The organism is Neisseria animalis, from assembly GCF_900636515.1.
GTDB classification, from domain to species: domain Bacteria; phylum Pseudomonadota; class Gammaproteobacteria; order Burkholderiales; family Neisseriaceae; genus Neisseria; species Neisseria animalis.
On record NZ_LR134287.1, the window covers coordinates 29,032 to 44,682 of the forward strand.

Consider the following 15,651-nt stretch of genomic DNA (forward strand, 5'->3'; position numbering starts at 1 on the left):
TTGCCGTTTTTATATAGGTTTTGATATAGTCGGATAACACAGAGCGCGACAAAGCAGTCAAGCTGCAAACCGTAAAGGCCGTCTGCAAATCTATAGTCGAATAAAATAAGAATGAGACAAGGCAGCGAAGCCGCAGACAGTACAGATAGTACGACAAGGCAAAGCAACGCTGTATCATTCTTATTTTAAATGACTATAATTTGCAGACGGCCTTTATGTTTCCTAATCAATAGTTTGGTATTTCACCACAATATTCACCAAGCGTCCCGTACAACAATCACTTTCTTCGGTGCTTTGCCTTCCATAAAGCACACCGCGCCTCCGCCGGGTTGGCGGATTACTGCTTCAGCCGTTTCGTCAAACTCCCTCCTTAGACAAAACGCGGAAACGCCGTATCATTCGGTGTGAGGACGATGCGATATGCTCTTATCCTAACTCATTCTTCTTCTACCCAACCACGCCCACCAACCTGAAAACCGCCTGAAAGCGAAAAAGGCCGTCTGCAAAGTGTGATTTTGCAGACGGCCTTTATGCTTTCTAATCAACAGCTTGGCATTACACCACGATATTCACCAAGCGTCCCGGTACAACGATGACTTTCTTCGGTGCTTTGCCTTCCATGAAACGTACCGCGCCTTCGCTGGCGAGGGCAGCCGCCTCAAGGTCGGCTTTGGAAGCATCGGCGGCAACGGTGATTTTGCCGCGCAGCTTGCCGTTGACCTGCACCATGATTTCGATTTCCGATTTCACCAAAGCGGCTTCATCAACTTGCGGCCAGCCTGCTGTCCACAGGTTTTCCCCTACGGGATTTCCTTCGGTTACATTCGGCTTCAATTCGCTCCACAAGGCTTCGCAGATGTGCGGCACAATCGGCCACAGCAGGCGTACGGCGGCTTCGAGTACTTCCTGTGCCACGGCGCGGCCTTGTTCGCCCGAAGTGTCGGTTTTATCGAACTGGTTGAGCAGTTCCATCACGGCGGCAACGGCGGTGTTGAACTGCTGGCGGCGGCCGTAGTCGTCGCTGACTTTGGCGATGGTGCTGTGCAGCTTGTGGCGCAGCTCTTTCAATTCTTTCGCCAAACCGTCTTGGCTGCCGGCAAACGCGGCAACGGTACCGCCTTGTTTGCGGTATTCGAATACGGTGCGCCACAGGCGGCGCAGGAAGCGGTGCGCGCCTTCTACGCCCGAATCGCTCCATTCCAGCGATTGTTCCGGCGGCGAGGCAAACATCATAAACAGGCGGGCGGTATCGGCGCCGTAGGCTTCGATTAATTCTTGCGGATCGACGCCGTTGTTTTTCGATTTCGACATTTTTTCCGTGCCGCTGATGATGACGGGCAGGCCGTCTGCTTTCAATACGGCGGATACGGGGCGGCCTTTTTCGTCGAAGGTCAGCTCGACATCGGCGGGATTGATCCAGTCTTTGCCGCCTTTTTCGTTTTCGCGGTAATAGGTTTCGCAAACCACCATGCCTTGCGTGAGCAGACGCTCGAACGGCTCGTCTACTTTCACCAAACCTTCGTCGCGCATCAGTTTGGTGAAGAAGCGTGCGTAAAGCAAATGCAGAATCGCGTGTTCGATACCGCCGATGTATTGGTCGACCGCGCCCCAGTATTGTGCGGCTTCGGGAGCGACCATGCCGTCTGCAAATCCGGGCGACATATAGCGGAAGAAATACCAGCTCGATTCCATGAAGGTGTCCATGGTATCGGTTTCGCGTTTGGCCGCGCCGCCGCAGCAAGGACAGGTTGTTTCGTAAAATTCGGGCATTTTCGCCAACGGCGAACCCATGCCGTCGGGAACGACGTTTTCAGGCAGGGTAACAGGCAGTTGGTCGGCGGGAACGGTTACGTCGCCGCATTTTTCGCAATGGATAATCGGAATCGGGCAGCCCCAGTAGCGTTGTCGGGAAATGCCCCAGTCGCGCAGGCGGTATTGCGTTTTCGGCTCGCCCGCGTTTCGGCTTTGCAGCTTGGCGGCGATGGCATCAAAGGCCGTCTGAAAATTCAGGCCGTCAAATTCATTGCTGTTGACCAATACGCCGTTTTCTTTGTCGGCATACCATTCCTGCCACTGCGTATGGTCAAACGGTTGGTTGTCAACAGAAATGACTTGTTTGATCGGCAGGTTGTATTTGTTGGCAAACTCGAAATCGCGTTCGTCATGGGCGGGTACGGCCATCACCGCGCCGTCGCCGTAGCCCCACAATACATAGTTGGCAATCCACACTTCCAGTTTGTCGCCGTTGAGCGGATTGATTACATAACGGCCGGTCGGCACGCCTTTTTTCTCCATCGTCGCCATGTCCGCCTCGGCCACGCTGCCCGCTTTGCATTCGGCAATGAAATCCTGCAATTCGGGCTTGTCGGCAGCGGCGGCAGCCGCCAGCGGATGTTCGGCGGCCACGGCCACATAAGTCGCGCCCATCAGCGTATCGGGACGGGTGGTGTACACCTGCAAAAATTGCGCGTAATCACCTTCCAAACCGGCTTGGCTGGCTTCGTCCACGGAAAAGCGCACGGTCATGCCGCGCGATTTGCCGATCCAGTTGCGCTGCATGGTTTTCACTTGCTCCGGCCAGTGTTCGAGCTTGTCCAAATCGTTCAGCAGCTCTTCCGCGTAGTCGGTGATTTTGAAGTAATACATCGGGATTTCGCGCTTTTCAATCAGCGCACCGCTGCGCCAGCCGCGCCCGTCGATGACCTGCTCGTTGGCCAATACGGTTTGGTCGACCGGATCCCAGTTGACCGTGCCGTTTTTGCGGTAAACGATGCCTTTTTCAAACAGCTTGGTAAACAGCCATTGCTCCCAGTGGTAGTATTCCTGTTTGCAGGTGGCTACTTCGCGTTCCCAGTCAATCGCAAAGCCCAGGCTTTTGAGCTGGGTTTTCATGTATTCGATGTTGTCGTAAGTCCAAGCGGCGGGGGCGACGTTGTTTTTCATCGCCGCGTTTTCGGCAGGCATGCCGAACGCGTCCCAACCCATAGGCTGCAACACGTTGAAACCGTTGAGCAGCTTGTAACGGCTCAATACGTCGCCGATGGTGTAGTTGCGCACATGCCCCATGTGCAGCTTGCCGCTGGGATAGGGGAACATGGAGAGGCAGTAGTATTTGGGCTTGGAAGCGTCTTCGGATACGTTGAACAAACGGGCTTCTTCCCATTTGGCTTGTGCCGCCGGCTCGACGGCGGAGGGTTGGTATTGTTCTTGCATGATGGTTTGCTTTGCAAAGGCGTTGTCAAAATAAAAATTTCAAACGCCGATTATAGCCGATTCGCAGCCTATCCGCTTGAGCGTCATCGAAAATAACCCAAAAAGCCGTCTGCAAAACGATCCCGGCCAAATATTTTTCCCATACCGCCCCATACGTTTTTTGCAAACGGCCTTCGCCGTCAGCTTTCCGTGCGGTCAGCCGCTTGGCGGATAATATCGAGTGCCTGCGCGACGGCAGGGCGTTTGAGACTGTCGGTTCGCCAAAATGCGGACACCGATCCCGACACAGGCAAAGTCAAATCAAGTACGGCAATCAGCCCGAAATACTGCCAACGGCGGGCGGTGCGCGCAGAAGCCACGCTGATGAAGTCGGTACGGGCAAGCATATTGAGGTTGAAATTGGCGGAATTGCTTTCGATGGCATTGTCGGGAAGGCTTTGTTGCGCCTGCAACAGTACGCTTTCCAATTCTTGCCTTATCGGTGTATTGGGCGGCCACACCAGCCATCGGTAGCGGTAGAGTTCATTCCACTCGAGATTTTTTACTTGTGCCAGCGGGTGCATCGTGCCGGAAATAAAATACAGCGGCTCGGTGTAAATGGTTTCATGCCCAATGCCCTCAGGCAGCAGGCGGTTGGCGGAGCGGCCGATTACAATATCCAAACTGCCCTGTGCCAACTGTCCGAGCAACGTATCCATGGTACTTTCCGTAATATTCAGACGGCATTGGGGCAACTTTTCGGTCAGCATGGCAGCGGCAAGAGGTGCGGTGTTGGTGGTCACCGCACCGGAGCAGCCGAGACGGACAATGCCGTTGCCGTGCTGCTTGCAGGCGTTCAAATCGTCGCGGGTCAAATCCAGATAGTTCACCAGTTCGCGGGCATGAGCAATCAGAATTTCTCCATGATGGGTCGGCTTCAACCCCCTTGCGTGGCGTACAAACAATGTCAGCCCGATGTCGTCTTCCAACTCTTTCAACCAGCGGGAAATGCCCGGCTGGGTCATATTGAGACTTTCGGCGGTTTGACTGATGTTACCGCTCTCCGCCAATGCCAACACGATTTCCAAATGCCGCAGTCTGACACGGCGTGTCCAATCTCCCAAAGCCATATCCTTTTTGTTATACATTATACGAAAATATTATTTTTCATATCATATATTCACAGGCATATTAACGCAATGTAGCCGAATGTAGTCTGCATGGACATTAAGGAGGAGCAAACCATGTCTTTGGAAAATCAACGTCGGGAATATTACCGGCAGCTTGCCGGTCAAAACCTGTCGCCGCTGTGGTTGTCGCTGCACAACCTTGTTACAGAATCGCCCCGTCCCACCATCGTTCCGGCCATTTGGAAATATGAAGAAATGCGTCCTTATGTGATGGCAGCAGGAGAATTGATTACGGCGGAAGAGGCTGTGCGCCGCGTGTTGGTGCTGGAAAACCCCGCCTTACCGGGCAAATCCAGCATTACCCAATCACTGTATGCCGGTATCCAACTCATTCTGCCGGGTGAAACCGCCCCCAGCCACCGCCATACACAATCGGCATTACGCTTTGTATTGGAAGGACGCGGAGCATGGACGGCTGTAAACGGCGAACGTACCACCATGAACCCGGGAGACTTCATCATCACGCCGTCGTGGAATTGGCATGACCACGGCAACCCCTCGGCAGAGCACGGCGGCGAACCGGTCGTGTGGTTGGACGGCTTGGATATTCCTCTGATTGCCGCATTGGATGCCGGTTTTGCCGAAAACAATACGGTTAAAGAACAAGCCGTCTGCAAACACGAAGGCGAAAGTTTTGCCCGCTTCGGCTACAACATGGTGCCGGTGCGCCACAAGCCGTCCGGTACAACTTCTCCGATTTTCAGTTACCCCTACGAACGCAGCCGTGAAGCACTCGACAAACTTTACCGTTTTGAAGCGTTAGACGAATACGACGGTGTGAAAATGCGCTATATCAATCCGTCCAACGGCGGCTGGGCAATGCCGACCATCGGAACATTTCTGCAATATCTGCCTAAAGGATTCAAAGGAAAAACCTACCGCAGCTCGGACTCAACGGTTTATACAGCGGTAGAAGGCAGCGGCACCGTCTATATCGGCGAGGAGTCATTCCGTTTTTCACCACGCGATATTTTCGTTGTCCCGTCTTGGTATCCCGTCCGTTTGGAAGCGGACGACAGCGGAGACGTCGTTTTGTTCAGCTATTCCGACCGCCCGGTATTGGAGGCTTTCGGGCTGCTGCGTGAAGCCAGAGAATGAAACAGGCCGTCTGTAAAACCAACCTGCACTCCACCCAATCGAAAGGAAGATTATGAATTATGCCGTTACCCCACCCGCCGTTACCACCATTCCGGTAGTCGGAAGCGATGCTCTTTTCCCCGTGCGCCGGGTGTATTGCGTCGGACGCAACTACGCCGCCCATGCACGGGAAATGGGATTTAACCCCGACCGCGAACCACCGTTTTTCTTTTGTAAGCCCGCCGATGCCGTCGTACCTGTGGAAGAAGACAAAACTTACGCATTCCCCTACCCGACTCAAACGGAAAATCTGCATTACGAAGCCGAATTGGTTGCCGTTATCGGTAAAGCAGGACGGGACATCTCCGTGGAAAATGCTTTGGAACACGTTTGGGGTTATGCCGTCGGCTTAGACATGACCCGCCGCGATTTACAAATGAAAATGCGCGAAATGGGGCGACCTTGGGAAATTGGCAAAGCCTTCGATTACTCCGCACCTGTCGGACCAATTTATCCCGTCTCCGAAGTCGGGCACATCCAATCCGGCCGCATTGCTCTGACGGTAAACGGAGAAACGCGCCAACAAAGTGATATCCGTAATCTGATTTGGTCGGTAGCGGAAACCGTTTCCTATCTCTCCAAGCTGTTTGCCTTAGAACCCGGAGATATTGTATTTACCGGCACGCCCGAAGGTGTAGGTGCAGTGGTGCGCGGCGACAAAATGCAGGTCCGTATTGACGGCTTGGGCGGACTGGCGGTCGATGTAGCATAAAAAGGACAGAACATGAAACTGTACGGTTTTTTTAACAGCTCGGCCTCCTACCGCGTGCGTATCGCACTCAACCTGAAAGGACTGTCTGCAGAAAGCGAGGGCATCAATATCCGCAACGGCTTACAGCATTCGGCGGAATATAGCTCCATCAACCCTGCCGGATTCGTTCCCACTTTGGAAGATAACGGTTTGCGCTTGGGGCAGTCGCTGGCGATCATCGACTACCTCGACCGCCGCTACCCTCAGCCGCAACTGATTCCCGAGGCAGCGGTATTACGGGCACGGGTATTGGAGTTCAGCTACCTGATTGCCTGCGACCTGCATCCGCTCAACAACCTGCGCGTACTGCGTTATCTGCAAGATGAATCAGGATTGGACGAGACTCGCAAAAACCAATGGTATGCCCATTGGATTGCAGACGGCCTCGGCAAAGCAGAGGAACTGCTCCGACGGCATGACGGCGGCGAATGGTGTTTCGGTAACGCTCCGACGCTTGCCGACTGCTGTCTGATTCCTCAACTGGCCAATGCCTCACGCATGAATTGCGATTTAGACGCTTACCCGCTTTTAAACGCGGTTGCCGCACACGCCCTGAAACATCCAGCTTTTATCCAAGCTGCTCCCGAACGGCAGTCGGATTACGTCGGCAGCTAGGCCGTCTGCAAATATCCATTTTGCAGACGGCCCCAATAGATAAAAAACACAAATCTACAAAGGAGAACATCATGAACGGGCAATCCAAACCTCAAATCCTGATTATCGGAGGCGGCATCGGCGGTTTGGCCGCGGCACTGGCTGCTGCACAAGCAGGTGCGGACGTACTGGTTTTAGAGCAAGCACAACAGATTGGCGAAATCGGAGCCGGAATCCAACTCGGCGCAAACGCTTTCGCCGCATTAGACGCATTGGGCGTAGGCGATACTGCCCGCGCACGCTCTGTATTTACCGACAACCTGCGTTTGATGGACGGCACCACCGCAGAACCTGTGGTGGAAATCGATGTAGGGGAAGCCTACCGCCGGCGTTTCGGCAACCCTTATGCGGTTATCCACCGTGCCGACATTCATTTGTCCATTTTAGAATCAGTCAGACAGCACCCTGCCATCCGTTTTCAAACGGCCACCGAAATCGTTTCGGTCGGACAAGATGAAAACGGCGCATGGGCCGATGACCAAAACGGAAACCGCTACACCGCTGATGCCATTATCGGTTGCGACGGTGTGAAATCGGTAGTGCGCCGTCAACTTATCGGTGATGAAGCAAAAGTAACCGGTCATGTCGTGTACCGCGCCGTTGTCGATGAAGAAAATATGCCGGAGGATTTGCGCCAAAATGCGCCTGTTGTCTGGGCCGGGCCGAAATGCCATCTGGTGCACTATCCTTTACGCGGCGGCAAGCAGTATAACTTGGTGGTAACGTTCCACAGCCGCCGGCAGGAAGAATGGGGAGTAACCGAAGGCAGCAAAGAAGAAGTGCTGTCGTACTTCCAAGGCGTGCACCCGCAGCCTTTCCAAATGCTCGACCGCCCGACTTCTTGGAAACGTTGGGCAACTGCCGACCGTGATCCGGTAGAGCGCTGGAGCTTCGGACGTATCACCCTGCTGGGTGATGCCGCACACCCGATGACGCAGTATTTGGCACAAGGCGCATGTCAGGCGCTGGAAGATGCTGTTGCAATCGGCTCGGCATTGCGCCGCTATGATTTCGATTACTCCGCTGCCTTCGCACATTACGACCGTGCCCGTATTCCGCGTACTGCCCGCGTATTGTATTCCGCACGGGAAATGGGACGCATCTACCATGCGGCGGGTGTGGAACGGTTGGTACGCAACAGCTTATGGAAAGGCAAAACGCAGGAGCAGTTGTACGATGCTTTGGAATGGCTGCACGGCTGGAAGGCAGAAAACTGTTTGGACGAAACCTAAACGTTTAACGTCTCTGCATACTGCTTTTGCAGACGGCATAAACCGCTCATGCCGTCTGCAAACAACATAAAAAAATAATACAGCACCACCGGAGAAATGAAACGCGAACATAAGGCAAGCCCATACCGCGACGGTTGTTGTTCCTCCAACCCTCAAACGCCGTCCGCCGGTTTACCACTCTGCCTTTTTTATTCAGCAAAAAGGAGAAGCGCCGTGAAATATCTGAGAATCCCGCGTTTTCTTGCGGCATTGCCATTCTGCCTTGCCACATGGTCAGTACATGCCGAGACTTTGAAACTCGGCCACGTTACCCCACCCAGCCACGTTTGGCACAAAATCGCCGTACAAATTGATAAAAATGTACAGGAAAAAAGCGGAGGCAAAATGAAAATTGCCGTCAGTCCGCTCAGCAAACTCGGTTCGGAAGGGCTGATGATGGATATGCTGCGTTCGGGTGCGATGCCGATGGCCATCCTTACTGCCGGATCACTGGCCAACCGCGAACCGGCATTCTTAGGCTGGTCCATACCCTATTTGTTCCGTGATGTGCGCCATGCCTCCGCATCCGCTTCCTCCCCCGCCGCACGGGAAATGCTGGGCAGGCTGGACAAACACGGCATGATTGGTATGGGTTATGGTTTCGCCGGTATGCGGCATGTTTTGTCGCTGTCGCCGGTCAAACGCCCCGCTGACTTGAAAAACCGCAAAGTACGCGCGTTTCCCAATCCGGTTTATCGTGATTTTTGGCGCAGCAACGGTGCGGCCCCGACTCCGCTGCCGCTGTCGGAAGTCGCTCCCGCACTCGCCACCAATCTTTTGGACGCGGTAGACATCGATTTGGATGCGTTGGCCGGCATGAAGTTTTACCAGCAAGCCCCGTATCTGACCATGAGCAACCACATGGCTTTTCCTGCAGTTATTGTGGTATCCAAGCGGTATTGGGACGGTTTGGACGACAGCAAACGCCGGATTTTGAGAGAAGCGGTGCGTGAAGCGGAGCAATGGGGTTATGCCGAAGCAGTTGCCGCCGAAAACAGAAATCTGCAAACCGTACTGCGTGAGGGTGTCAAACTGCAAGACGCAAACTTGCAGCCGTTTGCCGATATTGCCTTGCACGTTGCAGCAGATTACCGCCGCCAAAACACCCTGCTGGCTCGTTTTTACCGTGAAGTGCAAGTCGCAACACCATAACAGGCATTTGCAGACGGCCTGACCCCCGATATGCCGTCTGCAAAACAGTACAGCACGGATATTCATCATCACAACAAAGGAGAAAACCATGTTATCCCTACTCAACCGTCTCGACAGCGGTATCGCGCGGGGCGAACAATGGCTGTTGGCAGTATTTTGCGGCATATTGACGCTGATTATGGTTATCCAAGTGGTGTTGCGGTATTTTTTCAATGCGCCGCTGTTTTGGGCGGAAGAAATCAGCACCCAACTTCTGGCTTTCATTACTGCCCTCGGACTGGCCTACCTGACCCATACCAAGCAGCATATCTGTATTGATTTTGTTATCGGCAAATTGAACGGAAAAGCACGCACGGCTGTCGCACTGGTTTCAAACACGCTACTGCTGGCATTGATGACCGTTTTGTGTTTTTACGCGTGGGAATGGGTATTGCGCCCTGAAGTACAGGCTGAAATCAGCGGCACGACCGGCCTGCCGAGATGGTACACGTTTGCCGCTTTGCCGGTTGCACTGACGCTGTTGTGTCTCCACCAAACCGTAGTAACGGTAAATCATTGTACGGGCAGTCAAACCGAAGTTGTCTGCCCCAAACCGACAGGAGAGTGAACAATGTGGACGTTAACGGTTTTTTTGATATTGCTGCTGATCGGTTTTCCGATTTATGCCGCCATTTTGTGTGCCGCACTGCTGTTTATGTTTACCGACGGACAGGAAATATTGATGGGCAGCGTACCGCTCCGGTTTTTCAATTCTCTGGAAACAGGCAGTCTGTTGGCTGTTCCGCTGTTTGTACTGGTGGGCGAAATCATGAACAAAGGCGGGCTGACCCGGCGGCTGATTGCGGTAACGGAACTGTTTGTCGGCCGTTTGAAAGGCGGTTTGGCTTATACCAACCTCGCCACCAATGCGCTGGCAGCTTCAATACTCGGCTCGGCAGTAGCGCAAATCGGTGTCATGAGCCGTGTGATGATTCCGCCCATGGAAAAGCAAGGGTACGATAAAGCATTTGCCAGCGCGGTAACGGTTTCCGGCGGGCTGCTCGGTCCGATTTTCCCGCCTTCCATGCTGATGATTATTTACAGCGTGGTGGCTGTGCAGCCGATTATTCCGCTGTTTATCGCCGGCATCATTCCTGCTACGCTGATTTTCTTCGGCTTATGTGCGGTCGTATTCGCAACCGGCATACTGACCAAACAGATCCCTGAAACTTCCACCCATATTTCTCCGAAGCTGCCACTACGGAAAATCTTGTTTGACGGGCTGCTGCCGGGCATGATTCCCGGTGTGATTGTAGCCGGCATCGCCGCAGGCATCATGACACCAACCGAAGCCGGTGCGGTAGCTTCGCTGATTGCTTTTATTTTGTGTTTTGCCTACGGCGAAATCAAAATCCGTGATTTGTCCGGCATTTTCCTGTCGGTCTGCCTGTTGACCGCCACAATTTGCGGACTGATTGCAGCAGCTTCACTGTTAAGCTGGGTACTGACCTTCCAAGGGATTCCGGACCAACTGGTCGCATTCGTCGGCTCGCTGACAACTTCCCCGTTCGGGTTTATGCTACTGGTGGCCGCGGTGTTGATTTTATTGGGCATGTTTTTGGAAAGCATCAGCGCATTGATTGTTTTGGTACCGATTCTTATGCCCGTAGTGAAACAGCTTGGCATCGATCCGGTACAGTTCGGTGTAATCTGCACGATCGCAACAGCTATTGGTGTGCTTACGCCGCCGGTCGGCCCGGGCCTGTTTGTCGTGATGGCACAAACCCAAGTCAGAATGAGTGCGCTGGTGAGGCAACTTGTCCCGTTTCTACTGGCAGTAACCGCCATGCTGGTACTACTGGCTGCCATACCGGAATTATCCACATGGTTGCCGAAACTGGTGCTGTCAAAATAACCGCACTCAAATGCCGTCTGTAAATTCCGTAAGTAGGAACGATTTGCAGACGGCCTTTGCCGTCAGCCCTCTAAGCGGCGTGTCTTTGACTTGGTTTCTCCCCCGTCCCGCTATACAATAACGCTTTACATCATCTCAATATCGGAAAAGCCATGACCGTCAAAACCCGTTTCGCCCCCAGCCCCACCGGCTACCTGCATATCGGCGGCGTGCGTACCGCTCTGTTTTCATGGGCTTACGCACGCAAACACAAAGGTGAATTTTTGCTGCGTATCGAAGATACCGACTTGGCACGCTCCACCGCCGAATCGGTCAATATTATTCTCGACGGCATGAACTGGGTCGGCCTGAATTATGACAACGCCGACAACGTCATCTACCAAACCCGCCGCTTCGACCGCTACAAAGAAGTGATTGCCGAACTCTTGGAAAAAGGTGCGGCCTACTATTGCTATTGCAGCAAAGAAGAGCTGGAAGCCATGCGCGAAAAAGCCGAAAAAGAAGGTACGGCTACCTACGACCGCCGCTGGCGCCCGGAAGCGGGCAAAACCCTGCCGCCCGTTCCCGAAGGCGTAGAGCCGGTGGTGCGCTTCAAAACGCCGACAGACGGCGTAACCCGCTGGCAGGATTTGGTGAAGGGCGAAATTTCCATCCCCAATGAAGCGTTGGACGATTTAATCATCGCCCGCGCCGACGGCACGCCCACCTACAACTTCTGCGTGGTGGTCGACGACTTCGACATGGGTGTGACCCACGTTATCCGCGGCGACGATCATGTCAACAATACGCCCAAACAAATCAATATTTTAAAAGCAATGGGTGCCGCCCTGCCCGAATACGCCCATCTGCCGATGATTCTCAACGAGCAAGGCAAAAAAATCTCCAAGCGCAGCGGCGACACCGTGGCGATTACCGATTTCGGCGCGATGGGTATCCTGCCCGAAGCCATGCTCAACTATCTGGCGCGCTTAGGGTGGGCGCACGGCGACGACGAATTTTTCACCATGCAGCAGTTTGTCGAATGGTTTGATTTGAAAGACGTTTCCCCGTCGCCGAGCCGCATGGATTTGAAAAAGCTCTACTGGATCAACGGCGAGCACATCAAAATCACGCCCAACAGTACGCTTGCCGCGCTGCTGGAAGAACGGCTCGCCGTCCGCGGTATCGGCGACACAACCGCACCCGCATTGGAGGACGTATTGGCTTTGGTAAAAGACCGCGCCCAAGATTTGAACACCTTGGCCGACGAGTGTCTGTATTTCTATGAAAAACAAACGCCTGCCGAAGCCGACCTTGCCAAACATTGGGACGAAGATGCCGCCGCGCGTATGCTGCGCTTTGCCGACAAACTGGAAGGCTTGGCCGATTGGAATGCCGAAGCAATTCACGATTTGTTCAAACCTTTCTGCGACGAAGAAGGCATCAAAATGGGCAAACTCGGTATGCCGCTGCGCCTCGCGGTGTGCGGTACAGCCAAAACTCCGAGCGTGGACGCGGTATTGGCCTTAATCGGCAGGGAAGAAGTGTTGCGCCGCATCCGTTCCTAAACGCCGAACAGTAAAAAGCCGTCTGTAAAACAGCCCTGATAGAAATTCAGATTTCTTCGGCTGTTTTACAGACGGCTTTTTATCGCCATTTTCTGTGTTCAATGACTATATAGTCGAATAAAATAAGAATGAGACAAGGCAGCGAAGCCGCAGACAGTACACATAGTACGGCAAGGCAAAGCAACGCTGTATCATTCTTATTTTATTCGACTATAAAATAAAGGCACACCGTTCAGACGATAAGCCGGGTTCTGTCGTCGGACAGTCATTCCTCTAGGCGAACCGTTACCGGCACGCTCCAGCAACCTACCCGAACGCTCGGCGAGCAGCGTCAATGCGTTCTGTTTGGTCTTGCTCCGAATGGGGTTTAGCCTGCTGCGGACTGTTACCAGCCGCACGGTGCGCTCTTACCGCACCTTTTCACCCTTACCTGTGCTCACGTTGCAGCCTTTTGCGCCCTACTGCGCCAGCCGTGCCGTACTGCCTATACAACCTGCGGTTGGCTGCCTTGTAATGACTCAAAAGGCTGCAACGTGAACCATCGGCGGTTCTGCTCTCTGTTCCACTTTCCGTCGCGTTACCGCGCCCGGCCGTTAGCCGGCATTCTGCTCTTTGGAGCCCGGACTTTCCTCCCCGTATGCCTTACGCGATACGCAGCGACTGTCTGTCCGAGCGGTGTGCGGGGCGGATTATAGCATGAAATGGGAAAAAGGCCGTCTGCAAAACGGTTTTGCAGACGGCCTTTTTCTATAAATAACCACGCGGAAAACTTGATGTTTCCAAAACTTTTCCTAATCTGATTCTCTCTAATTACTCAATCTTTCCTAAGAGAAGATGTAGTGTGTGTGTGGGGGGGGGGGAGGGGGTAATTTTTTCTGATTTAACCAATTCTTTTAATGCAATAATTTCTTGCTCAAGATGAGTAATTTTATCTAATGTTTCATGATGATAGCGGATTGTATCTTCCATATTGGAATCACTTTTTATTTCTCCGATACAGTCCACTACAATACCAATAGCAATATTCAAAATAATATAGCTAACTATCAATAAAAAACTAATAAACAAAATCCAAGAATATGGATGGGCTTCCATAAGTGGTCGTACAATCCCGCTCGACCAACTATCAAAAGTCATAATCTGGAAGAAAGTGTAAAAACTTTCATTAAACGATCCAAAATATTGAGGAAAGTCCTCACTATACAGGTGCGTTCCCAAAACAGCATATACATAAAAAATAATGAGCAGCAAGATGGCCACACCCAGCATAGAGTAAGAACTTTTCAATAATGCTTGCGTAATCAGCCTAATTTTTGGAACAACTGAAAATAAGCGTAAAATCCTTATAATACGAAATGCCCGAAACAAGGAAAATTCACTACTCTCAATAATTAAAGCAAATAACACAATAAAGAAGTCAAAAATATTCCAATTATCGTAGAAAAATTTTTGACGGTAATCTAATAACTTTAAGGAAATTTCGATAGCAAATATCGCAAGAAAAAAGTTATTGGCATAGGTAAAAAAATCTGTATATGAAGCAGATAAACTCTTAGATGTCATCAAGCCCAAAATAACTGCATTGGATATGATGCAAGCCAGAATAATATTTTCAAATAAATTGCTCTCAATGAATTTTTTTAAAATGCTGTTGTGCATTTCTTTTTTCCTATTCGATTATTCGCTATCAGCATACCGTCAACTATTTAAACCATCACTAATTCTTCCGCGCCGTAACAAATTCTGCCAACTGCCGCAAATGTGCGGCTTTTTCGCCAAACGGCTGCAACAACGCCACCGCTTCGGCAATCAGCTCTTCGGCATAAACACGGGCTTCGCTCAAACCCATCAGTTTCACATAAGTCGGCTTATCGTTGTCCGCATCCTTGCCTGCGGTTTTACCCAATGTAGCGGTGTCGGCTTCGCAGTCGAGCACATCGTCAATCACTTGGAAGGCGAGGCCGAGCTTGGCGGCGTAGCAGTCGAGGCGGTCGATTTCACCGTCGCCCAAATCGGGGCAGGCAAGTGCGCCCAAAACCACAGCGGCGCGGATGAGTGCGCCGGTTTTGAGGCCGTGCATTTGCTTCAATTCGGCTTGATTCATGGGTTTGCCGACATTGGCCAAGTCGATGGCCTGCCCGCCCGCCATGCCGAGACTGCCGGAGGCTTTTGCCAATACGGACAACATTTTAAGCCGGCGTTCGGCAGGTAGGGCAGTCGGGCGGCTCAATACCTCAAACGCCTGTGTTTGCAGCGCGTCGCCGACCAACAGCGCGGTAGCTTCGCCATATTGCACATGGCAGGTCGGCTTGCCGCGGCGCAGGCTGTCGTTGTCCATCGCGGGCATATCGTCGTGTACCAATGAATAGACGTGCACCATTTCAATCGCGCCCATCGCCTGCTCGACGGCGGTCAAATCGGCATCGCCCAATTCGGAGGCCGCCAACACCAGCAAGGGGCGCAGGCGTTTGCCGCCACCAAGGGTAACGTAACGCATGGCTTCGTGCAAACGCTGCGGTATTTGGGTTTCAGACGGCAACAGGCGTTCCAACACCAGCTCGGTTTGCGCTTGGGCTTTTTGCTGCCACGCTTTCAAATCATTCGCTTGGGTCAAGATTCAACTCCTTCACTTCGCCTGCGTCCAACACCTGCAATTTCTGTTCGACTTCGGCCAGTTTGTTTTGGCAATACTGCACGAGCCCGTTGCCTTCCTGATAGGCGGCCAGCGCGTCTTCCAGCGGCATATCGCTGCTCTGCATGGCCTGGGTCAGCACTTCGAGGCGTTTGACGGCCTCTTCAAAAGATTTGGGGGCGGCGTTTTTTTTCATGGGTTTGATGTCGGTAAAACAAAAAGGCATTGTAG

13 protein-coding genes and 1 other RNA gene are annotated in these 15,651 nt (G+C 52.6%); 8 read left to right on the forward strand and 6 right to left on the reverse strand.

The genetic code is table 11. From position 1 onward, the window contains the following. Positions 1-555: 555 nt before the first annotated feature. Together leuS and EL111_RS00145 are read right to left on the reverse strand one after the other, a co-directional pair. Positions 556-3,213 (reverse strand): leucine--tRNA ligase, encoded by a 2,658-nt coding sequence (gene leuS / locus EL111_RS00140; protein ID WP_123795762.1) that lies wholly within the window; start codon positions 3,211-3,213, stop codon positions 556-558. A 179-nt stretch (positions 3,214-3,392) separates the two neighbouring features. Continuing rightward, positions 3,393-4,316, reverse strand: a complete 924-nt coding sequence (locus EL111_RS00145; protein WP_197717759.1) for a LysR family transcriptional regulator — start codon at positions 4,314-4,316, stop codon at positions 3,393-3,395. Between the two features lie 120 nt (positions 4,317-4,436). Between EL111_RS00145 and gtdA the strand changes: the two genes are divergently transcribed. From gtdA to gltX, 8 genes are all read left to right on the forward strand, one after another. After that, positions 4,437-5,480, forward strand: a complete 1,044-nt coding sequence (gene gtdA / locus EL111_RS00150) for a gentisate 1,2-dioxygenase (protein WP_123795758.1) — start codon at positions 4,437-4,439, stop codon at positions 5,478-5,480. Positions 5,481-5,532: 52 nt separating this feature from the next. After that, positions 5,533-6,231 (forward strand): fumarylacetoacetate hydrolase family protein, encoded by a 699-nt coding sequence (locus tag EL111_RS00155; RefSeq protein WP_123795757.1) that lies wholly within the window; start codon positions 5,533-5,535, stop codon positions 6,229-6,231. A gap of 12 nt (positions 6,232-6,243) precedes the next feature. Next, positions 6,244-6,885, forward strand: a complete 642-nt coding sequence (maiA, locus tag EL111_RS00160) for a maleylacetoacetate isomerase (protein ID WP_123795756.1) — start codon at positions 6,244-6,246, stop codon at positions 6,883-6,885. 71 nt (positions 6,886-6,956) lie between these two features. Then, a complete protein-coding gene (locus EL111_RS00165) occupies positions 6,957-8,156 on the forward strand; it encodes a 3-hydroxybenzoate 6-monooxygenase (protein ID WP_123795755.1) in 1,200 nt (399 codons plus the stop codon). A gap of 213 nt (positions 8,157-8,369) precedes the next feature. Then, the gene (locus EL111_RS00170) at positions 8,370-9,347 is read left to right on the forward strand and encodes a TRAP transporter substrate-binding protein (protein WP_162842988.1); all 978 of its coding nucleotides are present in this window, start codon (positions 8,370-8,372) and stop codon (positions 9,345-9,347) included. An 88-nt stretch (positions 9,348-9,435) separates the two neighbouring features. Beyond that, on the forward strand, positions 9,436-9,954 hold the full coding sequence (locus EL111_RS00175) for a TRAP transporter small permease (RefSeq protein WP_123795753.1): 519 nt from the start codon (positions 9,436-9,438) through the stop codon (positions 9,952-9,954). 3 nt (positions 9,955-9,957) lie between these two features. Beyond that, on the forward strand, positions 9,958-11,241 hold the full coding sequence (locus tag EL111_RS00180) for a TRAP transporter large permease (RefSeq protein ID WP_123795752.1): 1,284 nt from the start codon (positions 9,958-9,960) through the stop codon (positions 11,239-11,241). A gap of 152 nt (positions 11,242-11,393) precedes the next feature. Continuing rightward, on the forward strand, positions 11,394-12,788 hold the full coding sequence (gene gltX / locus EL111_RS00185) for a glutamate--tRNA ligase (RefSeq protein WP_123795751.1): 1,395 nt from the start codon (positions 11,394-11,396) through the stop codon (positions 12,786-12,788). A 224-nt stretch (positions 12,789-13,012) separates the two neighbouring features. On the opposite strand, the gene rnpB is transcribed toward gltX, so the two are convergent. The 4 genes from rnpB to EL111_RS00205 form a co-directional block, all read right to left on the reverse strand. Then, positions 13,013-13,464: RNase P RNA component class A (gene rnpB, locus EL111_RS00190), an RNA gene on the reverse strand. Positions 13,465-13,598: 134 nt separating this feature from the next. Next, entirely contained in the window at positions 13,599-14,447 is an 849-nt protein-coding gene (locus tag EL111_RS00195; RefSeq protein ID WP_126325825.1) for an ion transporter, read from the reverse strand. Between the two features lie 58 nt (positions 14,448-14,505). Then, entirely contained in the window at positions 14,506-15,402 is an 897-nt protein-coding gene (locus tag EL111_RS00200) for a polyprenyl synthetase family protein (protein WP_123795749.1), read from the reverse strand. After that, positions 15,386-15,616 carry an exodeoxyribonuclease VII small subunit gene (locus EL111_RS00205; protein WP_123795824.1) on the reverse strand — a complete coding sequence of 77 codons (231 nt, stop codon included), beginning with the start codon at positions 15,614-15,616 and terminating at the stop codon, positions 15,386-15,388. Before EL111_RS00205 ends, EL111_RS00200 begins: the two co-directional genes overlap by 17 nt. Between the last annotated feature and the right edge of the window lie 35 nt (positions 15,617-15,651).